The 17,129-nt window shown below is 70.8% G+C and carries 12 protein-coding genes and 4 pseudogenes; 8 read left to right on the top strand and 8 right to left on the bottom strand.

What is annotated here, in order from left to right; translation table 11 throughout:
• Both ACWBNA_RS47230 and ACWBNA_RS47225 read left to right on the top strand, forming a co-directional pair.
• Positions 1–156 (top strand): annotated as a pseudogene (locus ACWBNA_RS47230) (glycoside hydrolase family 11 protein); the annotation flags it as partial.
• A gap of 110 nt (positions 157–266) precedes the next feature.
• Positions 267–572 carry a hypothetical protein gene (locus tag ACWBNA_RS47225; protein WP_482710781.1) on the top strand — a complete coding sequence of 102 codons (306 nt, stop codon included), beginning with the start codon at positions 267–269 and terminating at the stop codon, positions 570–572.
• A gap of 235 nt (positions 573–807) precedes the next feature.
• On the opposite strand, the gene ACWBNA_RS47220 is transcribed toward ACWBNA_RS47225, so the two are convergent.
• Both ACWBNA_RS47220 and ACWBNA_RS47215 read right to left on the bottom strand, forming a co-directional pair.
• The gene (locus ACWBNA_RS47220; RefSeq protein WP_482710780.1) at positions 808–2,046 is read right to left on the bottom strand and encodes a DegT/DnrJ/EryC1/StrS family aminotransferase; all 1,239 of its coding nucleotides are present in this window, start codon (positions 2,044–2,046) and stop codon (positions 808–810) included.
• Positions 2,047–2,297: 251 nt separating this feature from the next.
• On the bottom strand, positions 2,298–3,434 hold the full coding sequence (locus tag ACWBNA_RS47215) for a GNAT family N-acetyltransferase (protein WP_482710779.1): 1,137 nt from the start codon (positions 3,432–3,434) through the stop codon (positions 2,298–2,300).
• Positions 3,435–3,637: 203 nt separating this feature from the next.
• Here ACWBNA_RS47215 and ACWBNA_RS47210 point away from each other — a divergent pair, with 203 nt between their 5' ends.
• A complete protein-coding gene (locus ACWBNA_RS47210; RefSeq protein WP_482710778.1) occupies positions 3,638–4,150 on the top strand; it encodes a glutathione peroxidase in 513 nt (170 codons plus the stop codon).
• A 134-nt stretch (positions 4,151–4,284) separates the two neighbouring features.
• Positions 4,285–5,133: a MerR family transcriptional regulator gene (locus ACWBNA_RS47205; protein WP_482710782.1), complete on the top strand. Its 849-nt coding sequence runs from the start codon at positions 4,285–4,287 to the stop codon at positions 5,131–5,133.
• A gap of 132 nt (positions 5,134–5,265) precedes the next feature.
• Here ACWBNA_RS47205 and ACWBNA_RS47200 read toward each other — a convergent pair whose 3' ends face one another.
• The 3 genes from ACWBNA_RS47200 to ACWBNA_RS47190 all read right to left on the bottom strand — a co-directional run bounded on the left by ACWBNA_RS47200 (position 5,266) and on the right by ACWBNA_RS47190 (position 7,613).
• Positions 5,266–5,457, bottom strand: coding sequence for a DUF397 domain-containing protein (locus tag ACWBNA_RS47200; RefSeq protein ID WP_217243132.1), 192 nt, complete (start codon positions 5,455–5,457; stop codon positions 5,266–5,268).
• A gap of 210 nt (positions 5,458–5,667) precedes the next feature.
• Complete coding sequence (locus tag ACWBNA_RS47195; protein ID WP_482710777.1) at positions 5,668–6,525, bottom strand: helix-turn-helix domain-containing protein; 858 nt, start codon at positions 6,523–6,525, stop codon at positions 5,668–5,670.
• A 329-nt stretch (positions 6,526–6,854) separates the two neighbouring features.
• Positions 6,855–7,613 carry a GOLPH3/VPS74 family protein gene (locus ACWBNA_RS47190; protein ID WP_482710776.1) on the bottom strand — a complete coding sequence of 253 codons (759 nt, stop codon included), beginning with the start codon at positions 7,611–7,613 and terminating at the stop codon, positions 6,855–6,857.
• A gap of 227 nt (positions 7,614–7,840) precedes the next feature.
• Between ACWBNA_RS47190 and ACWBNA_RS47185 the strand changes: the two genes are divergently transcribed.
• A complete protein-coding gene (locus ACWBNA_RS47185; RefSeq protein WP_482710775.1) occupies positions 7,841–11,029 on the top strand; it encodes a D-alanyl-D-alanine carboxypeptidase in 3,189 nt (1,062 codons plus the stop codon).
• Positions 11,030–11,179: 150 nt separating this feature from the next.
• Entirely contained in the window at positions 11,180–13,051 is a 1,872-nt protein-coding gene (locus ACWBNA_RS47180) for an MFS transporter (protein ID WP_482710774.1), read from the top strand.
• Positions 13,052–13,085: 34 nt separating this feature from the next.
• Here ACWBNA_RS47180 and ACWBNA_RS47175 read toward each other — a convergent pair.
• From ACWBNA_RS47175 to ACWBNA_RS47165, 3 pseudogenes are all read right to left on the bottom strand, one after another.
• A pseudogene (locus tag ACWBNA_RS47175) lies at positions 13,086–13,238 on the bottom strand (RNA-guided endonuclease TnpB family protein); the annotation flags it as partial.
• 108 nt (positions 13,239–13,346) lie between these two features.
• Positions 13,347–13,529, bottom strand: a pseudogene (locus tag ACWBNA_RS47170) (hypothetical protein); the annotation flags it as partial.
• 7 nt (positions 13,530–13,536) lie between these two features.
• Positions 13,537–14,280: pseudogene (locus tag ACWBNA_RS47165) on the bottom strand (hypothetical protein); the annotation flags it as partial.
• Positions 14,281–14,396: 116 nt separating this feature from the next.
• Between ACWBNA_RS47165 and ACWBNA_RS47160 the strand changes: the two are divergent.
• Both ACWBNA_RS47160 and ACWBNA_RS47155 read left to right on the top strand, forming a co-directional pair.
• Positions 14,397–15,182 (top strand): SDR family oxidoreductase, encoded by a 786-nt coding sequence (locus ACWBNA_RS47160; protein ID WP_482710773.1) that lies wholly within the window; start codon positions 14,397–14,399, stop codon positions 15,180–15,182.
• Positions 15,183–15,400: 218 nt separating this feature from the next.
• Positions 15,401–16,975: a sodium:solute symporter family protein gene (locus ACWBNA_RS47155; RefSeq protein ID WP_482710772.1), complete on the top strand. Its 1,575-nt coding sequence runs from the start codon at positions 15,401–15,403 to the stop codon at positions 16,973–16,975.
• Positions 16,976–17,129 lie beyond the last annotated feature (154 nt).

Here is a 17,129-nt window from a genome sequence, read left to right as displayed (position 1 = left end):
CCCGCGAAGGTCCTCTCCACCTGGAACACCAGCGCCAGCTACCCCAGCGCCCAGGTACTGACCGCCAAACCCAACGGCAGCGGCAACACCTTCGGCGTCACCATCCAGCCCAACGGCAACTGGACCTGGCCGACGGTCTCCTGCGGTACGACCTGATCACCGGACACCCGAAGCACGGGTGGCGCGGTGGCCCACGGCCACCGCGCCACACATGTGAGGACCACGAGGGTCAGGCCGGCGCCTCACTCGCCGAAGGGGTCACCTCCTTGGTCACCTGCGGTGTCCCGGGCTCGGCCGTGGGAGCTGTGGCGGCCGGGGCGAACATCAGCCGTAGGCCGGGGGTGGCCAAGGTCGTCGACCGCATGGTGTCCCTCAACCTCGTCCTGCGCCGGGTGGACGACGCGGACCGGCGGCGCGTTCTGGTGTTCGCGTCCGAGCGGGGCAGCGAGGCGCTGACCCGCTGGACGGCGGCGGTCGAACGCGAACAGGACCACATCGTGACCGCCCTGGGCGCCGAGGAGACGGCCCTGCTGCGGACACTCCTGCAGCGGGCCTCACGGCAGTTGGGCTGACGCTCGGCCGGCCGCGGCTGCCCGAGAGGCACGACGGGGCCGGCCGACGCCGCGGCGCGGGTGGGATGTTCGGCGACGGCCACTGCGGAGGCGTGCACGCCCGAGCCCCGCCGGTCGTCGTGGAAGGGCTGGAGGTGGGTGCGCGGGGCGGGCCTGCCGACCGAGCCGTGGTGGGTTCGGGAAAAGGCTGGAGGGCGGAACCGCCGCCGGTGAACAGCGTCGCCTTCCCCCGGCCTCACTGCCCCAGCGGCGTCGGTGGCTTCCTCGTGTCGGGGACCGGGGCCGGTGTCGGCGGACGGGCCGTCGTCGCTCGTTCCCTGGTCAGGGCGCTGGTGACCTGGTGGGCGAGGAGGGGATCCGCCGGGAGGACATGGGAGGCGAACCAGCGGGCGGGGGCCGGGTCGGGGGACGGGTCCACGAACTCCGCGCCCGCGTAGTCGTCGAGCGGGGGGTCGTAGATGTAGCCGCAGACGATGCCGTGGTTCACGAGGCGTTCCACGAGGGCGTCGCGGTTGTCGACCAGGAGGGGCGCGCGGAAGAGGGGGAACGGGCCCTCGTGTGCGGCCCGGTCGCGCAGCGCCGGGGAGGCCCAGGCCGTGCCGGACAGGAGGGAGACGCCGGCCCTGCGCTGGGCGAGGTTGGTGTCGAGGCGGGCCATCCGCAGGCTCAACTGGCCGCGCACCAGGGCCCCGTGGCGGGTGCGGAAGTCGTGCAGGTCGACGCGGACCCAGGGTTCGTACGCGGTCAGGCTCGGCGCCTGGAGGGCGGAGGCGGCCAGGCGCGGGGCGTGCAGGGCCATGCGGAAGGCGTCGCGTTCCAGGAGGCCCAGGCGCTGCATCGTGCGCCATGCCGGGCGGACCAGGTGGAGGGTGCGGACGGCCGAGCGGGCCAGGGGGCGGAAGGCCGCGGCCAGGTCGGCGCGCAGACGGGTCGGTTCGAGGAGGTCGTCGCGCAGGAGCTCCATCTCGCGCCGGGTGCGCGCGTCCTCCACGGCGAGGAAGCCGCCGGCCATCGCCGCCACGTGCTTGGACAGGCTGAAGGCCGCCGCCTTGCCGAAGGTTCCGATCGGCTGTCCGTCGACGTGCGTGCCGATCGCGTGGGCCGCGTCCTCGATCAGGGGGATGCCCAACGCCTCGCAACGCCGCCGTAGTTCGCCCACCCGGTCCGGAATCCCGTACAGGTTCGTGGTCAGGACCGCGTCCAGGTTCTGCCAGGTGGACTCCGGTACGGCGGCCGGGTCGATGTTGCCGTCCCAGGCCGACACCGGGGCCTGTACCGGGCGCAGCCCGGCCGCCAGGACGACGAAGAGGATCACGTCGTCGTTGACCGGCGACATCAGCACGCGCCCGCCCGGCCGGCACCAGCGCCGCAGCGCCAGGTACAGGGCCAGCCGTGCCGAGGGCGTGTAGACGCATTCCCGTCCCAGTCGCCGGGTCATCGTCGCGGCGAGCCGGGATCCGTACGGCATCGGCATCGTCACCTCTTCCGTCGAAGGGGCCCCTGCGAGGGGCCGTTGAAGAAGTCGTGGTCGGGCCGGCCGCCCGTGGGGCGGGGCCCTGAAGGCGCCTGACAGTCGCGTGAGGGGCGCGCGAGAGAGAGCCGCCTGAGCGGCGGCACCCCGAGCTCACGTGCGCGTGGGCGGAGCCACCCTCGTCGGCACCGTCGCCGTCGCCTGACGACGCGGTGGGGCGGGGCGGAAGAGAAGCGGGCGGACCGGTCGTCCGCTCAGTGCGGGCGCGGTGCCGCCCTGCCCGGGGCCGGGCGGCCCGACGTACGCAGCGTGCCGACCGTCTTCAGCAGGCGGTCGGCCGGTTCGCGCAGGGTGGGATGGGCCAGGACCGTGTTGCGCAGGCCGCGTACCGGTCGGCGCCACAGCCGGTGTGCCGTCGCGACCGGGTGCGGCCGGGTCACGAACCCTTCGCCCACCCGCAGTTCGCGGGTCTTGAGCCAGTCCTTGTACTCCTTGTCGCCGCGCCCCATGTCCATCAGCCGCACACCGTCCCGCCCGGCCGCCTCGGCCATCCGCAGGTGCATGATCAGGCCGGGCGAGTAGTAGTGGAAGTCGGGGTCGTACGCGGTGAACCAGGCCGCGAACACGGTGCGCGATCTCGGACCGAAGTGTGCGGCGACAGGCCGGTCCCCCGCGTAGACCACGGACAGGATGCCGGTGAAGTGCTCCTGGCGGACGTGGAACAGGTGCTCCACCAGGGCCACGATCCACGGGCGCGCGAACCGGTCCATCCGGCCCGTCCTGCGGTACTGGGCGGACTTCCACTCCATGAGCCGGCGCAGCATCCGCGGGTCGCGCTCGTCGTAGACGAACCGCATCTCGCCCACGTTGCGGCCCAGGCGGCGTTCCTTCTTCAGCGTCGTCTTGGCGAGCCCCGGGTACGTGGCGCGCAGCCACTCCGGGTAGCTGCTGTCGCCGCCGTCCTTGAGGTCGAGGACCGGTGAGGCGAACATCCCCGTGACGAAGCCGCCGAAGGGCTGCTGCTCCTCGACGAGGTGGTCGAACTCGAGGACGGACAGTCCGCAGGCTCGCAGCAGTTGCCGGGCGTCCCAGGTGACGCCGGGGCGGTGCACGAGGGCCTGGCAGTCGGACAGGCCGAGACCGATGGCCCGGCCGACGCCGAAGGCGCCCCGCTCGTACGGCAGGAAGCCGACCGGCTCCCCCTGTTGGTGCAGGACGGCCACCCGGGCCGCCCCGCCGCGGTGGATGCCGACACCGGCCGCGAACTCCGGTGCCAGGAAAGGGTTCGCGTAGTCGGGCGACTCGTCCATCGCCCGGTGCCAGGCCCCGCGGAGCTCGGCGCTCAGTTCCTCGGGTCTGTGGATCGTTATGTCCGCCTCGGCCTTGCTCACGGCTCGCACGGGCGACCGCCCCCCTGTATTCCCCCATGACGCGTCGACCGCGTCCTGCCCCAAGGATCAAAAGTCGCGAAACAGTACGCACGCTGTCAAGGGTGCCGGTCGTAACGGATGGGTGCGGATCGGGTGGGCACGGCCCGAGCCGTTCTCTCCGCACTGGTCGCCGGGGCGTCACCCGGCGGAGCTAGCATCCGGTCATGACGACTGTAGACAGCAATGGTGTTTCCCCCCTCGACGTCGAGATCGATGCCCTTCAGGGCGACTCCGCGAACCTCGCCCAGTACGCCGGCCGGGTCGTGCTCGTGGTGAACGTGGCCTCCAAGTGCGGACTGACCCCGCAGTACAGCGGCCTGGAGCGACTGCACGCGCAGTACGCGGAGCGCGGCCTCACCGTGCTCGGCGTGCCCTGCAACCAGTTCCTCGGCCAGGAGCCGGGCAGCGCCGAGGAGATCGCCGAGTTCTGTTCGGCGACGTACGGCGTGAGCTTCCCGATGACCGAGAAGGTCGAGGTGAACGGGGCGGACCGGCACCCGCTGTACGAGCGCCTGGTCGGCTTCGCCGACGCCGAGGGGCACAGCGGGGACATCCGCTGGAACTTCGAGAAGTTCCTCATCGGCCGGGACGGCAAGGTCGTCGCCCGCTTCTCGCCGCAGACCGAGCCGGAGGCCGCCGAGGTCGTGGCGGCCATCGAGGCGCAGCTGGCCGGCTGACCCTCGTCCCCCGGTCCTGGTTGACCTTGCCCTTGGGGCAGGGTGGAGCGTCCTCGTCACCGGGCGGAAGAGCCGCCCGGTGACGGAGGACGAGGGAGCCGAAGGTGAACCGAGCCTGGACGGGGGCCGACCGAGTGGACGAGGACCTGCTCACCATCGGCGCGTTCGCCGCGCGGGCCCGGCTCTCGGCCAAGGCCCTGCGGCTCTACGACCGGCTCGGACTGCTGGCACCGGCGCACGTCGACGAGGTCAGCGGCTACCGCTACTACCGCGCGGGCCAGGTGGAACGCGCCCGGCTCGTGGCGATGCTGCGGCAACTCGACATGCCGCTGGCGCGGATCGCCGAGGTGGTCGAGGCGGCGGGCGCCGAGAGCGCCGACCGGCTCGCCGCGTACTGGGCGGACGTCGAGGCGCGGGTGGCCGGGCAGCGGACGCTCGTCGAGTACCTCCGTGGACGACTGTCGGGGAGGAGCTCAGAGATGTACGGGAAGTTCGTGGTCGAGACGGTGGAGGTACCGGCGCAGGTGGTGATCACCGAGACCCGGCACACGCTGGCGGACGAGCTGCCGGCCTGGATCGACGCGTCGCTGCGGCGGCTGGACGCGGCGGCCCGGGAGTGCGGGGGCGTGACCGCGGCGCCGTTCGTCGTCTACCACTCCGAGGTGTCGATGGAGAGCGACGGCCCGACCGAGTCGTGCGTGCCCGTCGCCGACGAGACGGCGGCGCGGGCGTGGGTGGCCGGGCAGGGCCGGGGGCGGGAGCTCGGGGTCCGGGTGGAACCGGCCCGGCGGCTCGCCTACACGCGGATCTCCAAGGCGCAGGTGGCGCATCCCCAGATCCTGGCCGCGTTCGAGGCGGTGGAGGCGTGGATGAAGCGGGAGGGTCTGGAATACGACGGGCCGTGCCGGGAGGTCTACTTCGCCGACTGGGACGCGGCGGGCGCCGGGGACCCGGTGTGCGACGTGGCGTTCCCGGTGCGCTGACGGCTGCGTCCGGGCACAAGCCGAGCCCCCTCGGCAAGGACGGCGGGCTGGTCGAGAGGGCTCTTACAGTGGTGCTTGTGCAGTTGTCGGTCGTGCGCTCGGCTGGGGATGAGGATCAGGAAGACCCGCTCCCTACGCCTTGACCGAGGCCACGAACGCGTTCCATGCCTCGGTGGGGAAGGCCAGGGTCGGCCCGTCGGTGACCTTGGAGTCACGGACGTCAAGCTCCGCGACGGTGGGCGACTTGACCTCGACACAGGCGCCGTTGTTGTTGGAGTACGAGGACTTCGTCCACGAGTCCGTGGCGCCCTGAAGAATTGCCATGTTTGCTCCGTAAGCCAGTTGCGCAGTTCGGTTTCCGCCAACCTTTGCTGATCGTTGGCGTGATCGACGCTACTCGCTCACATCCTCTTCTGGAGCAGTCGTTCACTCTTCCGGATGGCATATTCCAGAGGATTCTTCCAGTGAGACCCGGCCGGGGTATAGCATGCGGCCTTTCGCTCGCGAGGGGCCTTCACAGGGCGCCTCGAAGGCTCAGCGGGCGTACTCCTTGGCCACGTCCTCGATGAGCCGGGTCGACTGGTCGACGTTCAGCGCCTGCGCCCTCAAGTGCTCGTACATCACCGTGTACTTCTGCACGTCGTGGGCCTTCTCCAGGTACAGGTCACTGGTCACGCCCTCGATGTACACCACGCTCGAGTCGGCCGCGTCCGCGAACTCCAGGATCGAGTACTGGCCGTTGATGCCCGGGTGGGCGCCGACCTCGAACGGCAGGACCTGCACGGTGATGTGCGGGCGCTGGGACATCTCGGCGAGGTGCTCCAGCTGTTCGCGCATCACCGGACGGCTCCCGACGACCCGGCGCAGCGACGCCTCGTCCAGGACGACCCACAGCCGCAGCGGTTCCCCCGCGGAGGCGATACGATCCTGCCGCCGCATCCGGACCTGCACCCGCTTGTCGATCTCGGTGTCCGAAGTCTCCGGCGAGCCGCCCCTGATGATGGCCTCGGCATAGGCGCGGGTCTGCAACAGCCCGGTGACGATCTGGGGTTCGTAGACGCGGAGCGACTCGGCGTCGGTCTCCAGGCCGATGTACACGCTGTACGGGATGTCCCCGAAGGCATGCCACCAGCCCTGCTGCCGCGAGTCCTTCGCCATCTGCATCAGCGACTCGACGAGCCGCTGGTCCTCGACCTCGTACACCCCGCACAGATCGCGCACGTCGCGCTGGCTGATGCTGCGCCGGCCGTTCTCCAGCCGGCTGATCTTCGACTGCGACACGAGCAGTCGCTCGGCGACTTCCTCGGCCGTCATGCCCTTGAGCTCGCGGAGCCGGCGCAGCTCCTGGCCCAGTCGGCGCCGCCTGACGGTGGGATTGACATTGGACGCCACGGGACGTGCACCTCCGGCTGCGTGCCTCATACTTGCCACTTTGCGTATCTGCTGTTGAGCAGACTGCCACCAAGGTGCTTACTACCGCTGGGAAACGGTGGATATGCGCAGTCCGCGCACACACGGCCGCGCGGGGTGGCGGAACCGCGTCGTCGTCCGGACGTACGGTTCCGTCACCCCGCGCGGAACAGCGGCTCCCGTACCGGTCTTGGGGACTGCGGTGCGGCGCTCTGCGGTGCGTGGTGGTGCCCTGTGGTGCGTAGTGCCCTAATGCCTGGTGCCCTGTACTGCGGATCGTGCTGCTGCGGTGCCCGTCGGGGAACCGCGGCTCAGTGGGCCACGACGCGCGCCATCGATCCGCGGCGCGGTTGCATCGGAACGCCGCGCGCGGGTTCCGGTGCGGACCTGGCTCCGGGCGCGGCCTGCCGGCCGGCCGGTGCCGGAGGGTTGCGGCGCGGCTGAGCGGCCGCGCCGTTCTGGACGTCCATCACGGCGTGCGCCACGAGGCCGCCCATGGGGTCGTGCCTGATCAGGTCCCGCAGCCGGGATCGGGACGAGCGTCCCTCGTTCCCCGGGTACAGGTGCTTGCCGAGGCCGACCGCGTGCGCCAGCGCGGCGAGCGCCGCGGTCCGCGGGTCCGGCGGTACGCCGGTGCGGATCGCGGAGTCCAGTCGGGCTCTGATCTCCCGGCTGATCTCGGTCTGACTCGCCTGGTACCGAGTCGTCGGCAGGACTCCGCACATCTGACCCGCCACGGCATGCACCATGCCGCACCGCTCCAGATGCGAGAGGTAGGTCTGGCGCAGCCCGAGACGCGGCCCGCCAATCCAGTGGATCGCGCGTACCGGAGCGCCACGCCTTCGCAGCAACTCCAACGCGCAGTCCAAAGTCGGATCTCCGGTCGGCCGTGGGGATACCACGGCGATACGATCCCCGTCTGGGGCTATCCGTCCGGCCAGCGCCAGCTCCACTAGCTGCGCTCCGGCCAGACCAAGGTCGAGCGACTGCGGCTGTGCGGTGGTACCCGTGGTCGGGTCCAGCGCCAGTAGCAGAAGCTCCTCCGGAAGTGTTCTGCGGCTCATGCCCATCCATGCCTCCCCGCGTGGATGAATGACAGGGTGACCCCTCTCACATTGGTCTGTCGAGGGTGCGTGACCTGTTTGTGAGGGAACCGATAGGTATGTCGTTCTCGTCTACCGCCTCGGGCAAGCCCACACACAGGACACTGGTACATGGTTCGGACAGCGCGGGGGAGCGGTGTTCCGAGCGGCGGTTCACGGTTCGATAGGCGCACGGACACGGTCGCGTGCGGCGCATGGAGGAGGCATCGGTGGCGGGCGAGTCCCCCGACAGGTCGAAGAAGCGCGAGTCGTCGGGAGAACCGACGTCGGGGAGCGCGGGCCCGGTTCCCGAGGCCAGGACCGAGGCCTCCAAGCATCCCGAACCCCCCGAGAAGCGCGATCCGCGCCTCGCGGTCGCCCGGGACTCCGGCACCGCCTCCACGACCCGTGGCGGCGTCGACACGGCCACGAAGGTGTTCTCGGTACGAGAGCTCACCGCGGAGGCGCAGACGGCCGGGGAGACCCCGGAGGCCGCCGAGGAGGCGGAGAGGGCCGAGGAGCCCGCTCAGGAGGCCGCTCAGCCGCGGACCGGGGACACGGCCGCCGAGGGGGCCGCGGAGGCCGCACAGGCCGCCACGGAGACCGAGGCGGACCCCGCGGACGCCACCGCCGAGCCGGAGGCCGACCCCGCCGATCCGACGACCGGCGCTTCGACGGCGGATCCCGCAGAGGCCACGAAGGGCTCCGAGGAGCCCCGTGGCGAAGACGCCGGGGCACGGAAGGCCGACGCCGGCGAGGGCGCCCAGGACGCCGAGGAGCCTCGTGGCGAGAACGCCGGGGCACCGAAGGCCGACGCCGCCGACGGCGCGCAGGACGCCGAGGCGTCCCCGGCCGGGGATGCCTCGCGGGAGGCCACCGGGGCGAAGGCGGCCGGGCAGGTCTCAGACCCCAGGGTCGAAGACGCCGGGGCGCCGAAGACCGACGCCGCGGGCGCGCGGGGCGAGGACACCGACACCGACACCGAGGGTTCCTCCGCAGACGCCGGTTCCGGTGCCGGCGACGACCGTGACGATGCTCCTGCGGCGGGTGACGTCCGGCTGCGTGACGCCGTGGCCGCGTGGGTGGCATCGGCGGACGAGAAGGCGGGCGCCGAGGACACCGCGGAGGCCGTGAGCCACGAGCCCGCTCGGGACGATGCCGAAGCCGGGACCGACACGGATGCCGGCCAAGCCCCGGACGCGGGTACGGACTCGCCGGAGGCGGAGGTCGGCACGGACGCCGAGGCCGGCTCGAAGGCGGAGGCAGAACCGGTCCGGAAGGCCGACGACACGCCGAAGGCCGACGCCGATTCCAAGGCCGACGGCGCGGCACAGGCCGAATCCGTCGACGAGTCGTCCTCCGACGCCGAGGCGAAGACCGGCACGAAGACCGAGGGCGACGCGAAGGCGGACACAAAGCCGACCCCGAAGGCCGAGGCCGGATCGAAGGCTGACGGCACGGCACGGACCGAATCCGACGACGAGCCCTCCCCCAGCAGCCAGGCGAAGACCGGCACGCGGACCGAGGAGACCGAGGCCGAGGCCGGCTCCACGGTTGACGGCACGGCACAGGCCGAGCCCGATGACGAGCCTTCCCCCGGCACCGAGGCGAAGACCGGCACAAAGGCCAAGGCCGGCGCGGAGGCCGACGACGACTCCGTACCGGAAGCCACCGCCGTCACGGCCACTGGCGAGGGCTCGCAAGCCGACGTCGACCCCGACGCCGACCAGGCCCCGGAATCCGGCGCGTCCAGGTCGGCCGCCTCGCAGGACCCGAAGGACACCGACCCGGACGAGCCCGCCGCGTCCGACAAGGCCGACAAGGCCCCCGGTGACGCCAAGCCCCGCGTGGACCAGCCCACCGCCGTCTTCAAGGCCGTACGGCCCCCCGCGCCCGCCGTGGATCAGCCGACGACCATGCTGAAGCTCGGCGATGCCGCGAGGACGCCCAAGGCAACCGAGGCACCTGAGGCAACGCAGGCTCCTGAGGCGCCCGCCGAGCGGACCAGTAAGTTCGTCGCGCTCAAGCCGTTGGACGACTCGGCGACGCGTAAGGCGGCGCCGGCCGATGCCACCTCCGCGCTGCCGCAGGTCGGCCCGGAGCGGACGACCCAGCAGCCGTTGCCGCCCCGGCCGCCGTTGGATCTGCTGGCGGAGCTGACGAACACGCCGCCGCCTCCGGAGACGCCGGTCCGTACGATCGTGCGGCGGGTCAAGATCTGGACCCCGCTGGCGCTGCTGCTCGCGGTCGTGTTTGCGATCGTGCAGGCCGTACGCCCGCTGCCGGCCCCCGCGCTGACGCTGACCGCCGACGAGTCGTACACCTTCAAGGGCAGCGAGGCCGCCCTGCCCTGGCCGAGCCAGGGCCAGGGCTGGATGGATGTCAACGACATCGGCACGATGGGCGACTTCGGCAAGCAGACGCCGGTCGCCATCGGGTCGGTCGCCAAGGCCATGACCGCGTACATCGTGCTGAAGGACCACCCGCTGAAGTCGGGCGCGGAGGGGCCGAACATCCCCGTCGACGCCACCGCCGAGAAGGAGGGCGGCTACGACAAGGACGGCGAGTCCACCCTCAACACCATCAAGCAGGGTGACAACCTCACCCTGCGCCAGGCCATCACGGCCATCATGATTCCGTCCGCGAACAACGTCGCGCGTCTGCTGGCCCGTTGGGACGCGGACACCGAGGCGGCCTTCATCAAGAAGATGAACGACGCCGCCAAGGACCTCGGGATGAAGAACACCACGTACACCGACGCCTCGGGCCTGAAGGAGACCACCGTCTCCACCGCCGAGGACCAGGTGAAGCTCGGAAACGAGCTGGTGAAGATGCCCGCCCTGATGGAGATCACCTCCATGGGCCAGTGGATCGATCCGTCCGGGCAGAAGTGGTACAACTACAACTATCTCGTCCCCTACAACGGTGCCATCGGCATCAAGACGGGCACGACGACCGCCGCCGGCGGCAATCTCCTCTTCGCGGCGCGCAAGGAGGTCGGCGGTGAGACCGTCACCCTCGTGGGCGCGATCCTCGGCCAGCACAAGGCGCCGATCATCAAGACCGTCAACGACGTCAGCAGGGTCGCGATGCTCGCGGCGCAGGACGCGATGACCTCGGCGAAGATCCTGAAGAAGGGTGATGTCGTCGGGTACGTGGACGACGGGCTCGGCGGACAGACCCCGGTCGCGGTCACCAAGGACGTCACCGCGGTCGGCTGGGCCGGCTTCAAGGTGAAACTGTCCTTCGCCTCCGACGACGTACCGCACTCCGCGAAGGCCGGCACCAAGGTCGGCACGCTCACCGTCGGTGACGGCACGGGCGGCGCGGTCAAGGTGCCGGTGGCCCTGCAGCGGGACCTCGTCGAACCGGGGTACACGGACAAGCTGACGCGTCTCGGCTGATCCGGGCCCATATGCGCGCCGCACTCCTCCCCGACCGGAGCCCGCCCGGGTTCCGGTCGGCGGACTGCGTGCTAGCGTCACGAATCGGGCAGGTCGCTCACGGGACGCGGCCGAGAACAGAAGACGGGACACCACGGGGAGTGCCTTCAGGTGGCCACAGCGGAGCCGACACGCGCCGACGACACCGATCCGGGACCGGGAACCGGCCCGCGAATACGCCTGCCCGCACCGGACCCGGAGGATCACGAGCACGGCCGTAGACCCTCGCCGACCGGATCCGGTTTCCGGACCAGGTTCCGGAGCGCCTTCCTGGCCCTACGCGAGCGGCTCCTGCGCCACCCCGCCCTCTCCGTCACCGCCCTCGCCGGCGTGCTGCACATCGTCTGGTTCTTCACGTTCGCCAACAGTGGCGGCGACCTCGCGGCACAGGACGCGTGGGCCGAGTTCGTCGGTCGGCACCCCGACTCGGCGTACAACCTGGCCTGGTACGGCGGCATGCACCCGGTGTCGTACAGCGTGGTGTCGCCGTATCTGATGTCGGTCCTCGGCGTCCGTACCACGATGATGATCGCGGGCACGATCTCGGCCGGGCTGCTGACGATGGTGCTCATCCGCAGCCGCTCGGTGAAGAACCCGCTGTGGGCGTCGCTCGCGGGCGTCTTCGCGTTCCTGTGCAACGCGGCGTCGGGCCGGGTCACGTTCGGTCTGGGCACCATGTTCGCGCTGGGCGCGGTCGCCGTCGTGTTCTGCTGGCCGCACCGCTGGCGCTACAAACGGTGGGCGAAGGCCCTGTGCGCGGCCCCGCTGGCCGCGCTCGCGACCATGTCGTCGCCGGTGGCGGGCCTGTTCGTGGGGCTCGTGGCGGCGGCGCTGTTCCTGCAGAGGCGCCGGCCGGGCGCCTGGGCGCTGGGCCTCGCGCCCTCGGCGGTCGTCGCGGTGTCCGCCTGGCTGTTCCCGTTCTCCGGCACCCAGCCGATGAAGATCGGCTCGGTGATACTGCCGCTGCTGTACGCGCTCCTCGTGCTCTTCCTCGTCCCGCGCGAGTGGAAGACGGTCCGGCTCACGTCCGGGGTCTACGCCCTCTCGATCGTCCTGGTGTGGCTGGTCAGCTCGCAGATCGGCTCCAACATCTCGCGTCTGGCGATGCTGTTCGCGGGGGTGGCGCTGGCCGCGGCGCTGCCGTTCGCGGTGCCACGCACCCGCAAGTGGTACGTGCTCGTGCTGGCCTTCGTCGGCTTCACCGGCTGGATCGGCTTCAAGTCGGTCGACGACATCGTCCACACGACCCCCACCGCGTCCTGGGCGCGTGAGCTGGCGCCGCTCGTCAACGAACTCCAGGAGGTCGGCGCCGAGAAGGGCCGCGTGGAGGTCGTACCGGCCCGCTCGCACCGCGAGGCCTCCGCGCTCGCGCCGTACGTCAACCTGGCCCGCGGCTGGAACCGTCAGGCCGACATGGAGCGCAACCCCCTCTTCTACGACGACACGCTCAACTCGGCGAACTACCACGAGTGGCTGGGGCGCTGGGCCGTGCACTACGTGGTGTTGCCGAAGGACGAGCCGGACGGCGACGGCGGCGAGCGGGAGCGCGAGCTGGTCCAGCGGGGCATGCCGTATCTGAAGCAGATCTGGGGCGACGCCAACTGGCAGCTGTTCCGGGTGACCGACCCGGCCCCGCTCGCCGAGCCGAACACGGTCGTCGACCGGGCCGCGCAGGGCGAGATGACCATGCAGGTGAAGAAGGCGGGCCGGATCCTCATCCGCATCCCGTACTCGCCGTGGCTGAGCATCGTCGACGCCGAGGGCAACAAGCTTAAGCCGCCGCAGGAGACGGACGCCTCGAAGGACCGGGCCGACGGCACGCCGAAGACGTACGAGAACGTCAACGGCTGCCTGATGGAGACGGAGGAGGACGCGGACGGCGACAGGTGGACGATGCTGATCGCTCCGCGGGCGGGGGAGTATCGGCTGGCCGCGCCCTACACGCTGCCGCGCGGGACCCCTTGTCCCGATGAGTTGAATTGAATCCTCCCCTCCCTGAAGGGAGGGGATTCCTGGCTCAGGCCGCCTTCTGGAGCAGCGCTCCGGAAGGCCTTCCGCCATCGGCACCAGCCGGGTTGAGACCAGCCTGGACGACCATCACGCGTGCGGAGTTCTCGTCCCGTGGGGACACGGTTCCACTCGCGGTGCAGGTGTAGGTGCGCTCAAGCAGCACGAACACACCCAGATCCCACAGCGACCACCCCGACCAGCGATCACAGGCATACGCGTTCGCATCATTTCGGCGATAGGTGACCGTGGGTCGGAGTGGGGCTTGAGGTCAGCGCAGCTGGTCCACGTACTTGTCCGTGCCCGGGACTGTCGGGACGAACGGTGCCAGCAGTTCCAGCCTTCCCAGGCCCGACTCCCCCAGCGCCTTCTCCAAGCCGTCGAAGTACGGCTCCCAGCACTCCCTCGGGTCCGTCTCCAGGAACCACAGCAGGGTCAGGCGGGTGTCGANCCCCCAGCGCCTTCTCCAAGCCGTCGAAGTACGGCTCCCAGCACTCCCTCGGGTCCGTCTCCAGGAACCACAGCAGGGTCAGGCGGGTGTCGACGCCCTCGACCTGTTTGACGTACGTCATGCGGTCGCCGGGCAGCGGGGTCGGGCGGAAGACGGTCACCAGGGCCGTCGGCGAGCCCGCCACGCGTTTGGGGAGGTGCCGGGAGACCAGCCACTCCAGCAGTTCGGCCCGCTGCGCGGCGGACTCGGCGTCGACGACCTGGAGGACCAGGCCGGCGTAGGGGTGGTCGAGGGCATGGAAGTCCCTCGGGCCCGCCGCTCCGTCCCGGTAGACGGTCGCCTCGTGGTCCTGGAACGCGGTGAAGACGTGGGTGCGGTCCCGGTACACGCGGCCGTCGCGGTTGAGGCGCTTGTTGATGGCGACGGTCCAGCGCATGTGGTCGTCGTAGCGGCCGTCGGTGATCCAGTACGTCGAGAGGTAGCAGCCGGCGGTGACCGGCTCGGCGATCGCCGACTTCGCGGGGCGGCGCAGGAGTTGCAGATCCCGGGTCGCCACCCAGCGGCGGCCCGCGTACATCCAGGGCATGGCCATCGCGCCGGCGTAGTAGTGGTCGTCCTCGTACCAGCGGTTGTAGGCGTACTCGTGGCCCGGGTGCGGTTCGACCATGGTGATCAGCGCGTGGCCGGGGCGGACGCCGTACGGGCCTACGGCGGCCAGCTCGGCGTACGTCTCGCTGCGGGTGTCCTCGGACATGGGCACTCCCCTTCCGTCTTCCCTTCCGTCCTCCTGCGGTCGCCCATACTCTGACGCCCCGTCAGGTAATCCGCCAGGGTCCGGGTGAAGCGCCCGGAAAACAGGGGAGGCCATCGATGTCACTGCTCTCGGGCAAGACCGTCGTCGTGTCGGGTGTCGGGCCCGGGCTCGGCCGTCAGGTCGCGGCGGCCGTCGTACGGGACGGCGGGAACGCGGTGCTGGGCGCTCGCACGGAGGCGAACCTCGCCAAGAGCGCGGCCGAGATCGATCCGGACGGGGCGCACACGGCGTACCGGGCGACCGACGTCACCGACGAGGGGCAGTGCGGGGCGCTGGCCGCCCTGGCGCGGGAGCGGTTCGGGCGGATCGACGCGGTGGTGCACGTGGCGGCCTGGGACAGCTACTTCGGTGGCCTGGAGGACGCCGACTTCACCACCTGGCAGTCGGTGATCGACGTGAACCTGCTGGGCTCGCTGCGGATGACGCGGGCATGCCTTCCGGCGCTGAAGGCGTGCGGGGGTTCGGTGGTGTTCATCGGTACGCAGTCCGCGGTGGCGGCTCCGTCGCAGGTACGGCAGGCGGCGTACGCGGCGTCGAAGGGGGCGCTGACGAGCGCGATGTACTCGCTGGCGCGGGAGCTCGGGCCGTACCGCATCCGCGTCAACACGGTGCTGCCGGGCTGGATGTGGGGGCCGCCGGTGCGGGCGTACGTGCAGTTCACGGCGCAGAGCGAGGGCGTGCCCGAGGCCGAGGTGCTGGAGCGGCTGAGCGGCCGGATGGCGCTGCCCGACCTCGCCTCGGACGCGGACGTGGCGGACGCGGCGGTGTTCCTGGCCTCGGACCGGGCGCGGGCGATCACGGGGCAGTCGCTGCTGGTCAACGCGGGTGAGCTGATGCGCTGAGGTCCTCTTTCGGCCACCTTGATGGCGTTCATGAACATGAACGGAGGTCAGCTCACCGAACTTTTTTACCCCCTCTTGACCATACGCTTGCTTGTCGTGCCCGCGTCGACCCACCCACGATGAGCGGGCACTTCGCGGCCTGTCTCGCCCCTACCCCGTCCGGGCGAAGTGCCAACCAGCTGGGCGGAGTTCACAAGGCGGACCCTGGAAGGGGGCACATGAACAGTCTCGACTGGGCCGTGCTCATCGGCTACTTCGGCGTGATGGTCGCGATCGGCGTCTGGTCGCACAAGCGGGTGGACAACGTCAGCGACTTCTTCACGGCCGGCGGCAAGATGCCGTGGTGGCTGTCCGGCATCTCCCATCACATGTCGGGCTACAGCGCGGTGATGTTCACCGGCTACGCGGGCATCGCCTACACCTACGGCGTGACGTCCTTCGTGACCTGGTCGTTCCCGATCGCGCTCGGCATCGCCATCGGCTCGAAGCTGTTCGCCCCACGCATCAACCGGCTGCGTTCACGACTCCATGTGGCCTCCCCGCTGGAGTACCTGAAGAACCGCTACGACCTGAAGACGCAGCAGGCCCTGGCCTGGTCCGGCATGCTGCTGAAGATCGTGGACGTCGGCGCGAAGTGGGCCGCGATCGCGACCCTGCTGTCCGTGTTCACCGGCATCTCCCTGAACCAGGGCATCCTCATCACCGGCACCATCACGGCCGTCTACTGCACGATCGGCGGTCTGTGGGCGGACGCGCTGACCGAGCTGGGCCAGTTCGTCATCCAGCTCCTGGCCGGCGTCGCGATGTTCGTCGCCGTGGTGATGGAACTCGGCGACAAGGGCATCGGGTTCCTCGACGCGTGGGACCAGCCGGCGCTGCAGGGCCACCGCGATCCGCTGGTCGCCGACTACGGCGCGGTGTTCCTGCTGGCCTTCCTCTTCATCAAGCTCTTCGAGTACAACGGCGGCATGCTCAACCAGGCCCAGCGCTACATGGCCACGTCCAGTCCCCGCGAGGCCGAGCGCTCGGCCCGGCTGTCGGCGGTGCTGTGGCTCGTGTGGCCCCTGGTCCTCTTCTACCCGATGTGGATGTCCCCGCTGCTCGTGGAGTCCCAGAAGCCCGACGGCTCCGACTCCTACGGCCTGATGACCGAACAGCTCCTGCCGCACGGCCTGTTGGGCCTGGTCATCGTCGGCTTCTTCTCGCACACCATGGCCATGTGCTCCTCCGACGCCAACGCCATCGCCGCCGTCTTCACCCGGGACTGCGCGCCGGTGATCTCGGCGCGGGCCCGCGGCTGGAGCCAGCGGTCGGGGCTGATCGCGGCCCGTATCGCGACCGTCGTCTTCCTCGGCCTGTCCATGGCGGCGGCCACGCAGGTCAACTCCCCCGCCTTCAAGGACATCATCACCGTCGTCATCAAGTGGGTCGCCGGTCTGATGGGCCCGATGGCCATCCCGATGATGCTCGGCCTGCTCCGCCCGTTCCGCCGCTCCGGCCCCACCGCGGCGCTCACCAGCTGGTCCATGGGCCTGTTCGCCTTCTGGCTGGTCAACTACCCGATCGACTGGAACGTCGACGGCGGCGTCCCGCTCCAGTACCAGGTCTCGATCCCGCTCGCCGTCTCCCTGGTGCTCTACATCCTCATCGGCTTCCTCAAGCCGGAGGACACCCCGGAACGCCTCGCGATCATCGAGACGATCAACACGGACGGGGACGGGGCCGCGGCGGCCGCGATCCCGACGCCTGCGGGCGGGGTGGAGGACGTGGTCCGGGCACCGGTGAAGGACTGACGACGCGGCGGTGACCGGGCGGCCGTGTCGACCGGGCGGCGGGGCGGCCGTGTCGCTGGGCGGCACGGCGGCCGGGCGGTTTGGCACCGGCCGGGCGGCACGGCAGCACGGCGGCCGGGCGGCTCGGCAGCTCGGCGCTCCGGCAACCGGGCGG

The sequence above is a fragment of the Streptomyces sp. Q2 genome (genome assembly GCF_056820935.1).
Note: the sequence above shows the minus strand (reverse complement) of the source record. Positions and strands in the feature narration are given on the sequence as shown.